General features: G+C 74.0%; 18 protein-coding genes and 1 tRNA gene. 14 read left to right on the top strand and 5 right to left on the bottom strand.

All coding sequences use genetic code 11. The features are described from left to right. The first annotated feature begins 13 nt into the window (after positions 1-13). Positions 14-649 carry a helix-turn-helix domain-containing protein gene (locus tag ACWDN5_RS08745; protein ID WP_449675599.1) on the top strand — a complete coding sequence of 212 codons (636 nt, stop codon included), beginning with the start codon at positions 14-16 and terminating at the stop codon, positions 647-649. A gap of 68 nt (positions 650-717) precedes the next feature. After that, positions 718-1,236 carry a VOC family protein gene (locus tag ACWDN5_RS08740; protein ID WP_449675597.1) on the top strand — a complete coding sequence of 173 codons (519 nt, stop codon included), beginning with the start codon at positions 718-720 and terminating at the stop codon, positions 1,234-1,236. On the opposite strand, the gene ACWDN5_RS08735 is transcribed toward ACWDN5_RS08740, so the two are convergent. Continuing rightward, positions 1,233-1,658 (bottom strand): DoxX family protein, encoded by a 426-nt coding sequence (locus ACWDN5_RS08735; protein ID WP_449675595.1) that lies wholly within the window; start codon positions 1,656-1,658, stop codon positions 1,233-1,235. The genes ACWDN5_RS08740 and ACWDN5_RS08735 overlap by 4 nt on opposite strands. A 433-nt stretch (positions 1,659-2,091) precedes the next feature. On the opposite strand from ACWDN5_RS08735, the gene ACWDN5_RS08730 reads away from it, so the two are divergent. From ACWDN5_RS08730 to ACWDN5_RS08705, 6 genes are all read left to right on the top strand, one after another. Beyond that, positions 2,092-2,778, top strand: coding sequence for a TetR/AcrR family transcriptional regulator C-terminal domain-containing protein (locus ACWDN5_RS08730; RefSeq protein ID WP_449675593.1), 687 nt, complete (start codon positions 2,092-2,094; stop codon positions 2,776-2,778). After that, complete coding sequence (locus ACWDN5_RS08725; RefSeq protein WP_449675591.1) at positions 2,778-3,869, top strand: FAD-dependent oxidoreductase; 1,092 nt, start codon at positions 2,778-2,780, stop codon at positions 3,867-3,869. The genes ACWDN5_RS08730 and ACWDN5_RS08725 overlap by 1 nt, the downstream gene beginning before the upstream one ends. 13 nt (positions 3,870-3,882) lie before the next feature. After that, positions 3,883-4,545 carry an alpha/beta fold hydrolase gene (locus tag ACWDN5_RS08720; RefSeq protein WP_449675589.1) on the top strand — a complete coding sequence of 221 codons (663 nt, stop codon included), beginning with the start codon at positions 3,883-3,885 and terminating at the stop codon, positions 4,543-4,545. Between the two features lie 29 nt (positions 4,546-4,574). Beyond that, positions 4,575-5,834 carry a PucR family transcriptional regulator gene (locus tag ACWDN5_RS08715; RefSeq protein WP_449675587.1) on the top strand — a complete coding sequence of 420 codons (1,260 nt, stop codon included), beginning with the start codon at positions 4,575-4,577 and terminating at the stop codon, positions 5,832-5,834. 85 nt (positions 5,835-5,919) lie between these two features. Next, positions 5,920-6,168, top strand: coding sequence for a hypothetical protein (locus ACWDN5_RS08710; RefSeq protein WP_310973131.1), 249 nt, complete (start codon positions 5,920-5,922; stop codon positions 6,166-6,168). A gap of 45 nt (positions 6,169-6,213) precedes the next feature. After that, positions 6,214-6,837, top strand: a complete 624-nt coding sequence (locus ACWDN5_RS08705; RefSeq protein WP_449675585.1) for an NAD(P)H-dependent oxidoreductase — start codon at positions 6,214-6,216, stop codon at positions 6,835-6,837. On the opposite strand, the gene bla is transcribed toward ACWDN5_RS08705, so the two are convergent. Continuing rightward, entirely contained in the window at positions 6,834-7,754 is a 921-nt protein-coding gene (bla, locus tag ACWDN5_RS08700; protein WP_449675583.1) for a class A beta-lactamase, read from the bottom strand. The two genes, ACWDN5_RS08705 and bla, sit on opposite strands and share 4 nt — an antisense overlap. Positions 7,755-7,863: 109 nt before the next feature. On the opposite strand from bla, the gene ACWDN5_RS08695 reads away from it, so the two are divergent. After that, positions 7,864-8,733, top strand: coding sequence for a LysR family transcriptional regulator (locus tag ACWDN5_RS08695; RefSeq protein WP_449675581.1), 870 nt, complete (start codon positions 7,864-7,866; stop codon positions 8,731-8,733). After that, the gene (locus tag ACWDN5_RS08690; protein ID WP_449675579.1) at positions 8,730-9,623 is read left to right on the top strand and encodes a serine hydrolase; all 894 of its coding nucleotides are present in this window, start codon (positions 8,730-8,732) and stop codon (positions 9,621-9,623) included. Before ACWDN5_RS08695 ends, ACWDN5_RS08690 begins: the two co-directional genes overlap by 4 nt. Before the next feature lie 438 nt (positions 9,624-10,061). Here the strand turns inward: ACWDN5_RS08690 and ACWDN5_RS08685 are convergent, their stop codons facing one another. Then, entirely contained in the window at positions 10,062-10,628 is a 567-nt protein-coding gene (locus ACWDN5_RS08685) for a cysteine hydrolase family protein (protein WP_449675577.1), read from the bottom strand. 202 nt (positions 10,629-10,830) lie between these two features. Here ACWDN5_RS08685 and ACWDN5_RS08680 point away from each other — a divergent pair, with 202 nt between their 5' ends. Further along, positions 10,831-10,971, top strand: a complete 141-nt coding sequence (locus ACWDN5_RS08680; protein ID WP_449675575.1) for a hypothetical protein — start codon at positions 10,831-10,833, stop codon at positions 10,969-10,971. Here ACWDN5_RS08680 and ACWDN5_RS08675 read toward each other — a convergent pair. Both ACWDN5_RS08675 and selD read right to left on the bottom strand, forming a co-directional pair. Next, positions 10,968-11,180: a DUF2795 domain-containing protein gene (locus ACWDN5_RS08675; RefSeq protein WP_310973123.1), complete on the bottom strand. Its 213-nt coding sequence runs from the start codon at positions 11,178-11,180 to the stop codon at positions 10,968-10,970. The two genes, ACWDN5_RS08680 and ACWDN5_RS08675, sit on opposite strands and share 4 nt — an antisense overlap. Positions 11,181-11,237: 57 nt before the next feature. After that, positions 11,238-12,230, bottom strand: coding sequence for a selenide, water dikinase SelD (gene selD, locus ACWDN5_RS08670; RefSeq protein ID WP_449675573.1), 993 nt, complete (start codon positions 12,228-12,230; stop codon positions 11,238-11,240). Positions 12,231-12,284: 54 nt separating this feature from the next. Between selD and ACWDN5_RS08665 the strand changes: the two genes are divergently transcribed. The 3 genes from ACWDN5_RS08665 to selB all read left to right on the top strand — a co-directional run bounded on the left by ACWDN5_RS08665 (position 12,285) and on the right by selB (position 15,377). Then, positions 12,285-12,379: transfer RNA gene (locus ACWDN5_RS08665), tRNA-Sec, on the top strand. Then, positions 12,379-13,662, top strand: coding sequence for an L-seryl-tRNA(Sec) selenium transferase (gene selA / locus ACWDN5_RS08660; RefSeq protein WP_449675571.1), 1,284 nt, complete (start codon positions 12,379-12,381; stop codon positions 13,660-13,662). The genes ACWDN5_RS08665 and selA overlap by 1 nt, the downstream gene beginning before the upstream one ends. Continuing rightward, positions 13,653-15,377: a selenocysteine-specific translation elongation factor gene (gene selB / locus ACWDN5_RS08655; protein ID WP_449675569.1), complete on the top strand. Its 1,725-nt coding sequence runs from the start codon at positions 13,653-13,655 to the stop codon at positions 15,375-15,377. Before selA ends, selB begins: the two co-directional genes overlap by 10 nt. Positions 15,378-15,474 lie beyond the last annotated feature (97 nt).

The following is a 15,474-nucleotide window of genomic DNA, read 5'->3' as shown; positions in this document are numbered from 1 at the left end:
GAGGATGTATCGGATGAACGGGCCCGTCAAGCGTCAGTACGACTCGAGCCGGCGCCGGGAGCAGGCGCTGGAGAACCGGCGGCGGATCCTCAGTGCGGCGCACGCCCTGTTCGTCACGCGCGGTTACGGCCGGACGACCATCGCGGACGTCGCCGCCGAGGCCGGGGTCGCTCCCGAGACCGTCTACGCGGCGTTCAAGAACAAGCCCGCGCTGCTGCACCGCGCGTGGGATGTGGCCGTGGGCGGGGACGAGCAGGACGTGCCCCTGCTGGAGCGTCCGGAACTGCGGGCCGTGTTCGCCGAGCCCGAGCTGCCCGCCCGGTTCGCGGCGCTGGCCGTCGTCAACACCGCCGTCATGCGGCGGACCGCGCGGCTGCACCTGGCCGTGCGCGGCGCGGCGGCGAGTGAGCCCGCGGCGGCGGCGTTGCTCGAGGAAATCGACCGCGAGCGGCTGGCGGCGATGGCCGAACACGCCCGGGCCGCCGCGGCGACCGGGCGGCTGGGGGTGTCCGAAGACGAGTGCCGGGACGTGCTGTGGTCCACGACGGACGGGACGCTGTGGCACCGGCTCGTCGAGCAGCGCGGGTGGTCCGACGAGCGGTACGCGGCCTGGCTCGGCGGGCTGTGGGTGGCGGCACTGGTGGGTTGACCGGTGCTGAACACGCGCTTAACATTAAGTTGAAACTTCAACCGATCTGCGCGCAGCACGGAGCCCCGATGTCGATCTTCCGCCTGAACCACGCCGTGCTCTACGTCCGCGACCTGGCCGAAAGCGTGGCGTTCTACCGGGACGTGCTCGGCTTCGGGTACATCGACGGCGGGGACGCGCACCGGGGCGCGGCGTTCCTGCGGGCGCCCGGCTCGGCCAACGACCACGACCTCGGGCTCTTCGAGATCGGCCCGGACGCCGCGGACTCCGGCGCCGGGCGGACCTCGGTCGGGCTGTACCACCTCGCGTGGGAGGTCGACACGCTCGGCGACCTCGAGCGGCTCGCCGCCCGGCTCACCGAAGCGGGCGCGCTGGTCGGCTCGTCCGACCACGGAACCACGAAGTCCTTGTACGCCAAGGATCCCAGCGGGCTGGAGTTCGAGGTCGTCTGGATCATCCCCCGCGAGCTGCTGACCGAAGAGGACCGCGCGAAGGGCGCGTCGATCGGGCGGCTCGACCTCGCGGGGGAGCTGGCGAAGTACGGTCCCGACGCGCGCAGCGGCATCGGGATCTCGCGCTCCTCCTAGACTGCGGCGCCGGCCCGGGTCGGCTCGGAGGACCGCTGCCGGACGGTCAGGTTGTCCAGCGCGAAGCGGCCCGCGCCGACGAACGCGACGAGCAGCAGCGACCAGCAGAACAGCGCGGCCGCTTCGCCGCCGTTCTGGATCGGGAACAGGCCGGTCGGCAGGTGGACGACGAAGTACGCGTAGGCCATCGAGCCGGAACCGAGCACGGCGGCGACCCGGGTCCCGAGGCCGACGCAGACGAGCACGCCGCACACGAGCTGGATCACCGCGGCCCACCAGCCGGGCCAGGTGCCGACGGCGACGGTGGACTTCGCCCCGAACAGGCCGAAGAGCGACTTGAGGCCGTGGCAGGCGAACAGGAAGCCGATGACGATGCGGTAGAGCCCGATGACGTGGTCGCGGGCGGGGTCAAGGCGGTGCATGGTGGTGCCTCCGGGGAGCGGGGGAAGGGCGGCATCGAACCGGCCGGCTGTGCGAGGCGGCCGTGTGCGAATTCAGGTCACCCAGATATACCGCTCGTGGAGAGTTGCCACAAGCGCCAAATGTCGTGTAAGGCAGTTTCGAAAACCGTGCGCCGCTCCCATCGCTCGTCCGGCATCGTTGCGGTGCAAGGAGAAGCCGCCGTACGGGTGATCTTTCCCCAGTGGTCTGGACCTCGAAAATAATCGCGCTCGCACTTTCGCGATTATTTTCGAGTCTTTCGAGGTGGTGCTTAACGGACGACTTAACAAAATGGTGGATCCGAATGTCGCATTCCACGCACCCGAATGATGTGTTGATTCGTGTGGCGTGGATCACTACGAACATGTTCGTCTCGAACGTGCTCGCAACGAACATGTTCGCTACAGTGGAGGCATGACTCCGGGAAGCACGTACAACCGCCGGGAACGCCCGGCGAAGCCGGCGTTGACGCGCGAGGGGATCGTGGCGGCCGCTGTCGCGGTCATGCGCGCCGAAGGCGTCGAGCGCGTCACCATGCGCCGGCTCGCCAAGGAGCTCGACACCGGCGCCGCCTCGCTCTACGTCTACGTCAAGGACACCGAGGAGCTGCACGCCGCGGTGCTCGACGAACTGCTCGCCGAGGTCGCCCTGACCGGCGAAGGGGACTGGCGCGAACGCCTGTGGGCGGTGCTGGACTCCTACCGGTCGGTGCTGTTCGCCCACCCGAGCCTGGCCCGGGTCGCGCTGGTGACCCGGCTGAGCGGCCCGCACTACCTGGCCCTCGTCGAGGCGGTGCTGGCCCTGCTCGACGAGGGCGGTATGGCACCGGGGCAGGCCGCGTGGGCGGTCGACGTCCTGCTGCTCACCGCCACCGCGACGGCCGTCGAACACGGCAGCCGCCGGGAGCGGCCCGGTGCCGCGCGCGAGCACGAGGTGATGACCGAGTCCCTGGCCGGCGTCTCGCCGGGGACGCACCCGCACATCGCCGCGCTGGCCACCGACCTGGTGTCCGGCCCCGGCCCCGCCCGCGCGAGGTGGGCGTTCGACGCACTGCTGAACGGCGCGCTCGCCACCCCGCGCCCGGGCTCGGGGGAGGCCTGATGACGCCGTCGATCGCGATCGCCGGCGGCGGCCTCGGCGGCCTCACGCTGGCCCGGATCCTGCACACGCGCGGAATCGCTTCGGCCGTCTACGAACTCGAAGCGTCACCGGCCGCCCGCGACCAGGGCGGCACCCTCGACCTGCACGAGGAGTCCGGTCAGCGGGCGCTGGCCGAAGCCGGGCTGACGGCGGAGTTCCGCGCCGTCGTCCGCGAGGAGGGCGAGGCGCTGCGCATCCTCGACCGGCACGGCACGGTCCGGTTCGAGGAAACCGGTGGCGACGGGACGCGGCCGGAGGTCGATCGCGGCGAGCTCAAGGGGATCCTGGCCGGATCGCTGCCGGACGGCGTCGTCCGCTGGGGTACCAAGGTGGCCGCGGTGTCACCGGGGCGGCTCACCCTGGCCACCGGCGAGGTCGTCGAAGCGGACCTGGTGGTCGGCGCGGACGGCGCCTGGTCGAAGGTCCGGCCGGTGCTTTCGGAGGCCGTGCCCCGCCATTCCGGTCTGTCCTTCGTGGAAGCCCGGCTGTCCGATGTGGACGACCGGCACCCGGCCGTGGCGGCGCTGGTCGGGCCGGGCTCGATGTTCGCGCTCGCCGAAGGGAAAGGGCTGATCGCCCAGCGCACCGGCGGCGGCCGCATCCGGGTGTACGCCGCGGTCCGGGCCGAGGACGCCGCCGGGTTCGCCGACCGGAATCGGCTCCTCGACGTCTTCGCCGACTTCGCCCCGGAACTGCGGGCCCTGGTCGCGGACAGCGACGAACCCCTGATCCCGCGGCCGATCCACGCCCTGCCGGTCGGCCACCGCTGGTCACGCGTGCCGGGCGTGACCCTGCTCGGCGACGCCGCGCACGTCATGTCGCCGTTCGCCGGCGAGGGCGCGAACCTGGCCATGCTGGACGCCACCGAGCTGGCCCTCGCGCTGGCCGGCCACGACGACGTCGAAAGCGCTCTCTCGGACTACGAAGCCGCGATGTTCCCCCGCGCGGAAGAAGCCGCGCGGGCCTCGGCGGACAACCTCGAAGCCTGCTTCGCCGCCGGCGCGCCCGACGCGATGGTCGAGCAGATGACCCGCTTCGCCGCACAACACTGACGGAAGGAAACCCATGGAATTCGACCTCGTCGACACCGGCGGCGGCGACCGTGCCGTGCTCGTCCTGCACGGCGGCGCCGGACCACGCAGCGTCACCCCGATCGTCGAACACTTCGCGCCGCGCGCCCGTGTGCTGGCGCCCACGCACCCGGGCTGGTCGGGCACCCCGCGGCCGGACGCGTTCACCGGCGTCGACGACCTCGCCCTGGCCTACCTCGACCTCCTGGACGACGAAGGCCTCGAGGACGTCGTCGTGGTGGGCAGTTCGTTCGGCGGCTGGGTGGCGGCCGAACTGGCCGTGCGGGACCGTGGCCGGCGCCTCGGCCGGCTCGTGCTGCTCGACGCGATCGGCCCGGAGATCGAGGGACACCCGGTGCGCCTGCCGCAGCCGCCGCCCGGCGCGCCCGGACCGGACCCGGCAGACCTGGCCGCGATGCGGGCCTACGCCGGCCCGGGCCTCGCCGACCCGAAGCTGCTGCGCCGGCTCGCGCGGGTCCGGGTCCCGGCCCTGCTGATCTGGGGCGAAGACGACGTCGTCGTCCCGCCGGCGTTCGGCAAGGCGTATGCGGTGGGGTTCGCCGACGCCCGGTTCGAGGTGGTGGCGGGCGCCGGGCACCAGCCGGCGCTGCAGGCTCCGGACCGGACGTTCGACTTGATCGACGAGTTCCTCGGCTAGCTTGAAGCGTCACCCCCTAAGGTGGCTCCATGGTGGACGAAGAAGTCGTCTCGGACCGCATCCGGCAGATCGCCGCCACCCTCGCCGACCGCGCGGGCGAACTGACCGGCGAACTGGTCCAGCTGTACGCCGCCGACCTGCCGCAGCTGGTCAACGACGACGAGCGCATGGTGAGCCTGCTGTCGTCGAGCGTGTACCAGAACATCGAGACGGCGCTGCAGATCTTCCGGCACGGCATCGACCCGGCCGGTGTCGAGCCGCCGGCCGCGGCGATCGAGTACGCGCGGCGGCTGGCCCAGCGCGGCACGCCGGTGTTCGACCTGATCCGCGCGTACGACCTCGGGCAGGCCGCGATGCTCGACTTCGGGTTCCAGGAGTGCACCCGGCTCGTCGACGACGCGGCCCTGCTCGGGGCCATGATGCGCCGGCTGCTGCGGGTCGCCTACGAGTTCATCACCCGGGTCGTCCGCCACCTCGTCGCCGTCTACCAGGACGAACGCGACCGCTGGCTGCTCAACCGCAGTGCCGCGCGGGCGGCGAAGGTGGCGGACCTGCTCGACGGCAACGGCGGCCCGCCCGACGTCGACGCGGCCGAGGCGCTGATCGGCTACCGCCTGCGCGGCACGCACGTGGGCATGATCGTCTGGCACGCGTCGGCGGCCCTGGTCGACGATGCGCTGTCGTTGCTGGAATCGGTCGCGGTCGCGGTGTCCGAGCGCGTCGGCGGGCAAGGCCGTCCGCTGTTCGTCCCGCGCGACGAGGCCAGCGCCTGGGTGTGGCTCCCGCTCGCCCCGGGCGCGACGGTCGGCCGCGAGCACCTCGACGCGGCGCTCGCCGAAGCCGGAGTCCGGGTGACCGTCGGCGATCCCGGCACCGGGGTCGCCGGTTTCCGCGACACCCACCAGCAGGCCCGCCGGGTGCACGCGCTGGCGCTGGCGGCGGGGGAGCACTGCGACCGCGTGCTGACCTTCCGCGAGGTCGGCACGGTGGCACTGATGACGAGCGACCTGAACGCGGCCCGACTGTGGGTCGCGAGCAGCCTCGGCCCGCTGGCCGCCGACGACGAGAACTGCGGCCGCCTGCGCGAGACGCTCCAGGTGTTCCTGAGCACGGGCGGCAGTTACACGGCGGCGGCCGCGGAGCTGACCATGCACAAGAATTCGGTGCAGTACCGCGTCCGCAAGGCCCAGGAGCTGTTGCCCCGCGGCCTCGGCGAGTCGCGGTTGGACGTCGAGCTGGCGCTGGCCCTGTGCCGCCGCCTGGGCTCGGCGGTGCTGTCCCCGGCGTGACTTTGGTGTCCGGGACCACCGGTGCCCAAGATCGTTGGGCCGACGGCACGAAGCCGTTGCGCTGTTCGTCGCTTACCGTGCTGGCATGGGTGAGAACGGTGGGATGCTCGCACTGGTGCGGCTACGCCGAGGCGTCGTCGGCGAGAGCAGACGCGTCTGTCACCTGATCCCGGTGCCGTCCGGCCCGGTGCCCGAGCAGCTGACGGCGCTGTGCGGGGAGTCGATCTTCCCCGGGGAAGCCGAAGTGCTGGACGGGCTGCGGGGGATGCCGTGCCACCGGTGCCTGGTGAGCAGCGCGCCGGCCGGGCCGGGCTTGCTGGCCAACGCGGGCTGAACGCTCCGCGGGACCCGCGGTGCGCCGTGGCAGGATGGCGCGATCATGGTGATCGACGCAAAGCCGGTGGTGGTCCTGCTGGCCCATCCCCGGCCCGGCAGCTTCAACCACGCACTCGCCGCGCGAGTGGTCGACGCGCTGGAGCGGGCCGGGGTGCCGGTGCGGTTCCACGACCTGTACGCCGAAGGCTTCGACCCGGTGCTGACCGCGAAAGAGGCCTACACCAGCGGGGCCCGGGTGGAGGAGTTCCTCGCGGCCGAACCGGACCCGCTGGTGCGGCGGCACCGTTCGGAACTGCGGGAGGCCGGCGGGCTCGTCGCGATCCACCCCAACTGGTGGGGCAAGCCGCCCGCGATCCTCGGCGGCTGGCTCGACCGGATCCTCGTCCCCGGCGTGGCCTACCGCCTCGACGACGCCGGCGGCGCACCCGAGTCGCTGCTGTCCCTGCGGCGGATGCTGGTGGTCAACACCTCCGACACCCCGGAGGAGCGGGAGCGGACGCTGTTCGGCGACCCCCTGGACGCGATCTGGCGGCGCTGCCTCGCGCCCTACCTCGGGGAGCCGGAGGTGCGGCGGCTCGTCCTGCGGGTGGTGGCCGACGCCGACCCCGCCCAGCGGGCCGGCTGGCTCGACGACGTCTCCTCGGAAGTGCTGCGGCTCTTCGGTTAGTTCCCCTTCAGGGCGTCGAGTGTCAGCTTCGCCGCCTGCGCGATGAGCCGGTCGTCGTGGTCGGCGTCCTCGGCCTGGCGGCTGGACATGATCGCGAGGACGATCGGTGCCCGCCCCGGCGGCCAGACGACCGCGATGTCGTTGCGCGTGGCGTATTCGCCGGTGCCGGTCTTGTCGGCGACGGCCCAGCCGGCCGGCGTGCCCGCCCGGATCACGGTCGCGCCGGTCCGGTTGGCGCGCATCATGTCCGTGTACAGGGCGCGCTTGTCCGGCGGGAGCGCGTCGCCGAGGGCGAAGGTGCGCAGGCTGCCGGCCATCGCGCGCGGGGTGCTGGTGTCGCGGAGGTCGCCCGGCGCGAGGTCGTTGAGCGCGGGTTCGGTCCGGTCGACGTGGGTGGTCGTGTCGCCGATCGCCCGCAGCGCGGCGGCGAGTCCCGGCGGCCCGCCGAGTTGCTGGAACAGCAGGTTCGCGGCGGTGTTGTCGCTGTAGCGCAACGCCGCGTCGATCGCGTCGCGCAGCGAAATGCCGGTGTCGACGTGCTTTTCGGTGACCGGGGAGTTCTCCTGCAGGTCGGCCCGGCGGTAGGTCAGCACTTTCGCGAGGTCGGCCATGTTGGTGCGCTGGAGCACCGCGGCGGCCGAGAACGCCTTGTGCGTCGAGGCGTAGCCGAAGCGCTCGTCGGCGCGGTGGGCGATCTCGCGGCCGGAGCCGGTGTCGAGGGCGTACACGCCGAGGCGGGCGTCGAAGCTGCGTTCGAGCGGGGCGAAGTCCGGTTGCGGTGCCGCGGTCCGTGTCGTGGCTCGGGTCGGTGTCGCTTCCGGCGTGTTCGGTGTTTTCGCCGGTTCCGCGGTGCAGGCGGTCAGCGGAACGAGGAGCAGGGCGGCGAGCGCGGCCTGCCGGGCTCGGGGGAACGGCACGAAGACATCCTTCCGGTTTCTTGATCGTCCTCGCAGTCTCACGACGATCGTCCATGCTGTCCAAGACGGAAGTGCGCGGTTCGATGCCGATCTGGCATAAGGTGTGGTCGTGGACCTGGTCGGCGGCTGCAGGGCGTTCGTGAGCGTGAGCGAGACGGGGAGTTTCACGGCGGGCGCGGCGCTCGCGCGGATCCCGCAGCCGGTCGCGAGCCGGCGCATCGCCGCGCTCGAACGGCATTTCGGGGAGCGGCTCTTCGACCGCTCGACCCGCCGGGCGAGGCTGACGCCGTTCGGCCGGGACGTGCTGCCCTCCGCCCGGCGGCTCGTGCAGCTGGCCGAGGAGATGGAACACGACGCGCGGCGCGCCCGGCTGCGGCCGGTGCGGGTGGCCGTGCCGGCGACGTGCGGGGTGCGGGAGCTCGCCGGGCTCGCCGCCGAAGCCAGGGGCATGGGGATCCACCTGGAGTTCCGCGAGGCGGGGCCGGGGGAGCGGGCCGCGCTCGTCCGGACGAGCGAGGTGCGGGCCGCGCTCACCGCCGTCCCGGCCGAGGAAGCCGTGTGGTCGGTGCCGCTGGGCGTGGCCGGCGTCGGGGCGATGCCGGGCCGGGTCGTGCACCTGGAGACGCTGCGGCCGGGCCGGGCGGCGGCCGTGCGGCGGCGTGTCTGGATCCAGCCGGAAGACGACGTCCCGCACGTCCGGGACCGGGTGCTGCGCGTGCGGGACGCGGTGGGGCTGTCCCCGGCCCAGGTGGCGGTGGCCGAGGCGCTGACGGCGGCGGCCGCGGAGGTGTTCGCGTCGCAGGACCTGCTGCTGTGCTCACCGGCGCAGGCGGAGGACCTGGGCCTGACCTGGCGCCCGATCGGCGAGCTGGACCTCGCGCGCGGCTTCGGCGTCACGGCGCCGCTGGCCGAGGACGCGGACCGGCTCCGGACGACGTTGCGTGCGGCGGTCGGCCGGTGCCTCGGAGCGACCCGGTGACCGCGGCCCTGGTCCGCGACCTGCGCGCGGCCCTGGACGACGGCGGCCTGCGCGGCTCGTTCCTGGTCCGCGACCTGCGCACGGGCGCCGAAATCGGCCTCGACCCGGACCGCGAGTACCCGATCGCCTCCCTGGTCAAGGTCCCGTTGGCGGCGGCCACCCTGGACCGCATCCGCCGCGGCGAGCTCGACGCGGCCACCCAGCTGGAGGTCCCGCCCGGCGGCGTCACGACCCCGGGCCCGATCGGCTTGACCCGCTTCCGCCACCCGGCCCGCGTCGCGGTCGGCGACCTGGTGTACCTGAGCACGTCCCTGAGCGACGGGACGGCCGCGGACGTCCTCTTCGGACTGACGCCGCCGCCGGAGGTCACGCGGATGCTGGGGGAGTGGGGTCTGCCCGGGATCGCGGTGCGCCACCTGATGCGCGACCTGGTGGAGACGCCGGCCGAGCGCTTCTCGGAGGGCGACGCGCACTTGGCCCACGCACTGGCGATCGGCGCGTCGACGGCGGGCCAGGGCCACCGCGTCCCGCAGCTCGACGTCACCCGCGCGAACTCGGCCTCGGCCCGGGCGCTGGTTTCGTTGCTGGAGGCGCTGTGGCGGCCGTCGAGGATCGACCCCTCGGTGGCGGCGGGCGTCCGCGACCTGATGGCGAACAACATGATCCGCCACCGTTTGACCCCCGACTTCGCCTCCGACGCGGCCCGCTGGTCGTCGAAGACGGGAACGCTGCTCAATTTGCGGCACGAGATGGGCGTGGTCGAGCACGCGAACGGAGGTGTGTTCGCGGTGGTGGCCCTGACGGAGTCGAGGGTGCCGGCGGTCCTCCAGCCGGAGGCGGAGGTGCTGATGGCCCGGGTGGCCCGGACGTTGCGCGACGCGTTGCGTTGAGAAACCGGTTGGGGCGCGAGGTGATCATCGCGAGGGTGCTGGACGCGGTCCGGCGGCGCGGGCAGGATGCGCGCGTCCGGGAGGGCCGGGCACGCCAACTCGCCGCGGCGGGCACGCCCGGCCGCTCCGCCGCGGTGGAGCGGCCGGCGGGTCCGGCCGCTCCACCACGACTGGCGAGCCCAGCCACTCGACCGCTGGCAGGCCCGGCCGCTCCACCGCGGCTGGCGGGCCTGGCCGCGCAACCACGGCAGGCGGGCCGGCCGCTCCACCACGGCTGTGCGGCGACTCGGGTTCGCCCCTTGGCTCGCTTGGTAGTCGTTGGCGTACGTGGGCAAGCCTGCGCGGGGCGCTGGCCAACGCGTTCCGCGCCCAGCGCGAAGTCACCTCACCCGGCGGCCCGGCCCGCCCGGCCCGCCCAGCCCAGCAGAACCTCCCGGCTCAGACCTCCGCCTTCACCCCGAACTCCACCTCGGCCGTCTCCACCGTCCCGGCCGTCCGGCCCGGCGCGGTCTGGTACTTCCAGTACAAGTTCGTGTGCGCGATGACCTGCCCGGGTGGCGGGGCGCCATACGCCGACAGGTCCTCCGTCGAGTGCGCGTCCGAAACCAGCGTCACGTCATATCCCCGCGCCAGCGCTCCGTGCAGCGTCGAGCGGATGCACGCGTCCGTCTGCGCGCCCGCCACCACCAGCGAGCCGATTCCCCTGCTCGCCAGCACCTCCTCCAAGTCCGTGTCCTCGAACGAGTCGCCGTACTCCTTGTGCACCAAGGGTTCCGCTTCCCGGCGCACCAGTTCCGGCACGTACTCCCACGTCTGGCTTCCCCGGGGCAGCTCGTCGCTGGTGTGCTGGACCCACACCACCTCGGTGCCGGCGGCGCGGGCGCGGTCCACCAGCGCGACGATGTTTGCAACGACGGTTTCGCGGTCGTGTGCCGTCTCCATCACGCCGTTCTGGACGTCGATGACTACCAGCGCGGTGTGCGGACGGTCGGTCAGTATGGTCATGGCGTCACCCTAGCCACCGGCACCGACAATTTCCGGAAGTAGCATGCCGCGGTATGGACTACGGGATGCTCTTGCTCGGTGTCGTCGCGCTGGTCGCGGTCGTCGGACTGGCGTCGTCGGCCACGGAGCGGCGGCTGGGGCGGGTCGATCGGCGGCTGGCGCGGGTGGAGCGAAGCTCGACGCGATCGCCGAGCGGCTCGGCGTGCCCACCACGGAGCCGGAACTCGCCGAGGTCACCGAACTGCTGCGGCAGGGCAAGAAGATCCAGGCGATCAAGGCCTACCGCGAACGCACCGGCGCCGACCTCCGGGAGGCCCGGGACGCCGTGGAGCGGCTCTCCTAGGGCGCCCCGCCGATGTGTTTGGCGGACACCGCCTCCCACACCGCGTCGAAGTTGTCGTAGCGGTCGCTGTCCGGCAGCCCGCCGAGCGAGCCCAGCACCGAGTCGCCGCCTCCCGCCGCCGCGGCTCGGCGCAAGAGCTCGTCGCGGCCGCAGGGGTACTCGGTGTCGGACAGGTGCTGCTCGAGGCTGGTCCGGTCCGGAGCGGGCATCGCACACCTCCTGATCGTTTCCCCACCCCGCGTACCCGGGCCGGCCGGGCCGGAAACTCAGCCCACGACGATCGTGTGGTCCGATCGCGGCTCCAGGGTCCCGATCACCGGGTGGCCCGGCAGCTCCCCGGCCACCAGCAACCCGCCCGACGTCTGCGCGTCCGCCAGCAGCAGCGCTTCCTCCTCCGAGATCCGGGACAGCTCCGCGTGCGGGCGGACCCAGTCGAGGTTGCGCCGGGTGCCGCCGCTGACGTAGCCGTCGCGCAGCGCCTCCCGCGCGCCCTCCAGGTACGGCACCGCCGCCGGGTCCAGCCGGGCCGTGACGCCGCTCGCGCGCGCCAGCTTGTGCAGGTGGCCGAGCAGGCCGAACCCCGTCACGTCGGTCGCGCACACCGCCCCGGCGGCCAGCGCGGCCCGGGACGCCGGCGCGTTCAGCGTCGTCATCGCCTCGATGGCCTGCGGGAACCGCTCGCCGGTGGCCTTGTGCCGCGAGTTGAGCACGCCGACGCCGAGGGGCTTGGTCAGCGTCAGCGGTACGCCCGCGCGGCCCGCGTCGTTGCGCAGCAGCCGCGACGGATCGGCGACGCCGGTCACCGCGAGGCCGTACTTCGGCTCCGGGTCGTCGATGCTGTGCCCGCCCGCCAGGTGGCAGCCCGCCTCGGCGCAGACGTCGAGGCCGCCGCGCAGCACCTCGGCGGCCAGCTCGAACGGCAGCGTCTCGCGCGGCCAGCCCAGCAGGTTGACCGCCACCACCGGGGTGCCGCCCATGGCGTAGACGTCGGACAGCGCGTTGGCCGCGGCGATCCGGCCCCAGTCGTAGGCGTCGTCGACGACCGGGGTGAAGAAGTCCGTGGTGGCGATCAGCGCGGTGTCGCCGGAGATCCGGACCGCGGCCGCGTCGTCGCCGGTGTCGAGGCCCACGAGCAGCTCACCCGGTGGCGCCACGGGCGCCGCGCCGGTCAGGCCGGCCACGGCCGCCTCCAGTTCGCCCGGCGGGATCTTGCACGCGCAGCCGCCGCCGTGCGCGTACTGCGTCAGTCGGTAACCCACCGGTTCATCGTGCCCGCCGGGCGCGAACTTGGCAGGATGGCTGCCATGGTGCAGGGAGGCGTATCCGGCCTGGTGACCGGCGCGGTCTTCAAAACCGTCGAACGGCAGGTTCTGCCGCTGGCGGGTTCGATTCCCGTCCGCCTCCGCCATGCCTGACCCGCGCCGCGCGATCCCGCGGACCGACGCGCTCCTGGCCGAGCCCCGGATCGCCAAGGCCGCCGGGACGCTCGGCCGGGACCTGGTGAAAGCGGTGGTCAACGCCGTCCAGCAGGCGGCGCGGGCGGGCGAGATCGCCCCGGACGCCGTCGCCGACGCCGTACTCGCGCGGCTGCCGGCGGGCGCGTCCTCGCTGCGGCCGGTGGTCAACGCGACCGGCGTCGTCGTGCACACCAACCTCGGCCGGGCCCCGCTTTCGGCCGCCGCGCTCGACGCCCTCGCCGCGGCCGGCGGCGCCACCGACGTCGAATTCGACCTCACGACCGGCGAGCGCGCCCGCCGGGGCCGCGGTGCCCTCACGGCGCTGCAGGCGGCCGTGCCGGACGCCGGCGGCGTGCACGTGGTCAACAACAATGCGGCCGCCCTGCTGCTCTGCGCGCTCGCTCTCGCCCCGGGCCGGGAGATCGTCGTCAGCCGGGGCGAGCTGGTCGAGATCGGCGACGGCTTCCGCATCCCGGACCTCCTGGAATCGACCGGCGCGCGGCTGCGCGAGGTCGGGACCACGAACCGGACGACCGCCGGCGACTACGCCGCGGCGATCGGCCCGGACACCGGATTCGTGCTGAAGGTCCACCCGTCCAACTACCGCGTCACCGGGTTCACCGCGGAAGCGACGCTCGGCGAGCTGGCCGGGCTCGGCGTGCCGCTGGTCGCCGACATCGGCTCCGGCCTGCTGGCCCCGCACCCGCTCCTGCCGGACGAACCCGACGCGGCGAGCGCGCTGCGGGCGGGCGCGACGATCGTCACGGCCAGCGGGGACAAACTGCTCGGCGGCCCGCAGGCCGGCCTGTTGCTCGGCGACGCCGACGTCGTCGAACGGCTTCGGCGCCACCCGGCCGCGCGGGCCCTGCGCGTCGACAAGCTCACCCTCGCCGCGCTCGAAGCGACGCTGCGCGGGCCGGAACCGCCGGTGCGCGCGGCGCTGGAAGCGTCCGTCGCGAGCCTGCGGGAACGGGCCGAAGCGCTGGTCAAGGCCCTCGGCGACGTCGATGCCGAGGTGGTCGCGTCGCTGGCGGCGGTCGGCGGCGGGGGCGCGCCCGGCGTCGAGCTGCCCAGCGTCGCGGTGAGCCTGCCCGCCCGGTACGCGGCCGCGCTGCGCACGGGCGAGCCGGCGGTGGCCGGCCGGGTCGTCAAGGACCGCTGCCTGCTCGACCTGCGGACCGTGCGCCCGGATGAGGACGCGAAGCTGCGGGAAGCCGTCCGCCGATGCGGGTGATCGTCACCGCCGGGCACGTCGACCACGGGAAGTCCACGCTCGTGCGGCGGCTGACCGGAATGGAGCCGGACCGGTGGGCCGAGGAACGCCGCCGCGGCCTCACCATCGACCTCGGCTTCGCCTGGACGCGGATCGGCGAGGAGGACGTCGCGTTCGTGGACGTGCCGGGCCACGAGCGGTTCGTGCCGAACATGCTCGCCGGCGCCGGGCCCGCCCCGGCGGTGCTGTTCGTGGTCGCCGCCGACGAGGGCTGGATGCCGCAGTCGGCCGAGCACCTCGCGGCGCTGGAGGCGTTCGGCGTCCGCCGCGGCCTGCTGGTCGTCACCAAGGCCGACCGCGCCGACCCGGCCGCGGCGACGGCCCTCGCGCTGCGGGAGATCGCCGCGACGTCGCTGGGGGCCGTCCCGAGCGTCGCCGTCAGCGGCACGACGGGCGCGGGCCTCGACCGTCTGCGCGCGGCGATCGGCGAGCTCACGGCCGGGCTCCCGGCCCCCGACCCGGACGCCGACGTCCGGCTGTGGATCGACCGCGCCTTCACGGTTTCGGGGGCCGGCACGGTCGTCACGGGCACCCTCTCCGCCGGCACGATCGCCAGGGGCGACGAGCTGCTGCTGGGGTCGGCGCGGGTGAAGGTCCGTGCGCTGCAGGCCCTCGGCGAACCCCACGCCCGGGTGAGCGCGGTGGCCCGGGTCGCGGTGAACCTGCGCGGAACCGCCCGTGGTGACGTCCGCCGCGGCGACGTCCTGCTCACCCCGGGCCGCTGGCGCACCACGACGGAGTTCGACGTCCGGCTGCGCGGCGCGGTCGCGGCGGACCTGCACCGCGAGCTGGTGCTGCACCTGGGCACGGCGGCCGTGCCGGTCCGCGTCCGTCCACTCGGGACGGACACCGCCCGCCTCACCACGGCGACCGCGCTGCCGCTGCGCACCGGCGACCGCGGCCTGCTGCGCGACCCCGGCGAGCACCGGATCGCCGCCGGGTTCGACGTCCTCGACGTCGACCCGCCCGCGTTGTCCCGCCGGGGCGCGGCCCGGGCCCGCGGCCGCGAGCTGACCGAGCCCGACCTCGCGCGGGTTTATCTGCGCCGCAAGGGTTTCGTGCCCGCCGGGGACTTCGCGGCGATGGGTCTGCGCCCGACGGGGGAGCGGCTGGGCGAGTGGTGCGCGGACGAGGAGCGGCTGGCGGCGTCGCGCGTGCAGGCGGCCTCGGTGGTGGGCGCGTGGGACACCACGGCCGCGGGCGTGCCGGTGGAGGCGTTGCGGCAGCGGCTCGGGCTGCCCGCCCCGGAGCTGGTCGTGCCGGTGCTGCGGGGGACCGGGTTCGAGGTGGCGGGCGGGCTGGTCCGCCGCCCCGGCGCCGGGTTGGCCCCGGCCGTGGAGAAGGCCCTCGAAGTGGTGGCGAAGCGGCTCGCGGAGCACCCGTTCCGCGCCCCGGAGGCGGACGAGCTGCGGGAACTGGGCCTCGGCCGCCGAGAGCTGGCGGCAGCCGTCCGCCTGGGCCGGCTGACGGCGCTCGCCGAGGGGGTGGTGCTCGGCCCGGACGTGGCGGAGCGGGCGGTGGAGGGGTTGCGCCGGCTGCCCCAGCCGTTCACGGTGTCGGAGGCCCGCAAGGCCCTCGACAGCACGCGCCGGGTGATGATCCCGCTGCTGGAGAGGTTGGACGCGGCAGGCCGGACCGAGTCACTCGGCGACGGTACGCGCCGGACGAGGGATTAGGCCTTTCTCCTCGCGGAAACGGCGGGCATACTTCGCTGACTGTCCGCCTCCGCACCCGGAAGATCATGAGCGTCGAGAACGAAAAGGCCCCGGCCCG

Source organism: Amycolatopsis sp. NPDC003731, from assembly GCF_053586895.1.
Note: the sequence above shows the minus strand (reverse complement) of the source record. Positions and strands in the feature narration are given on the sequence as shown.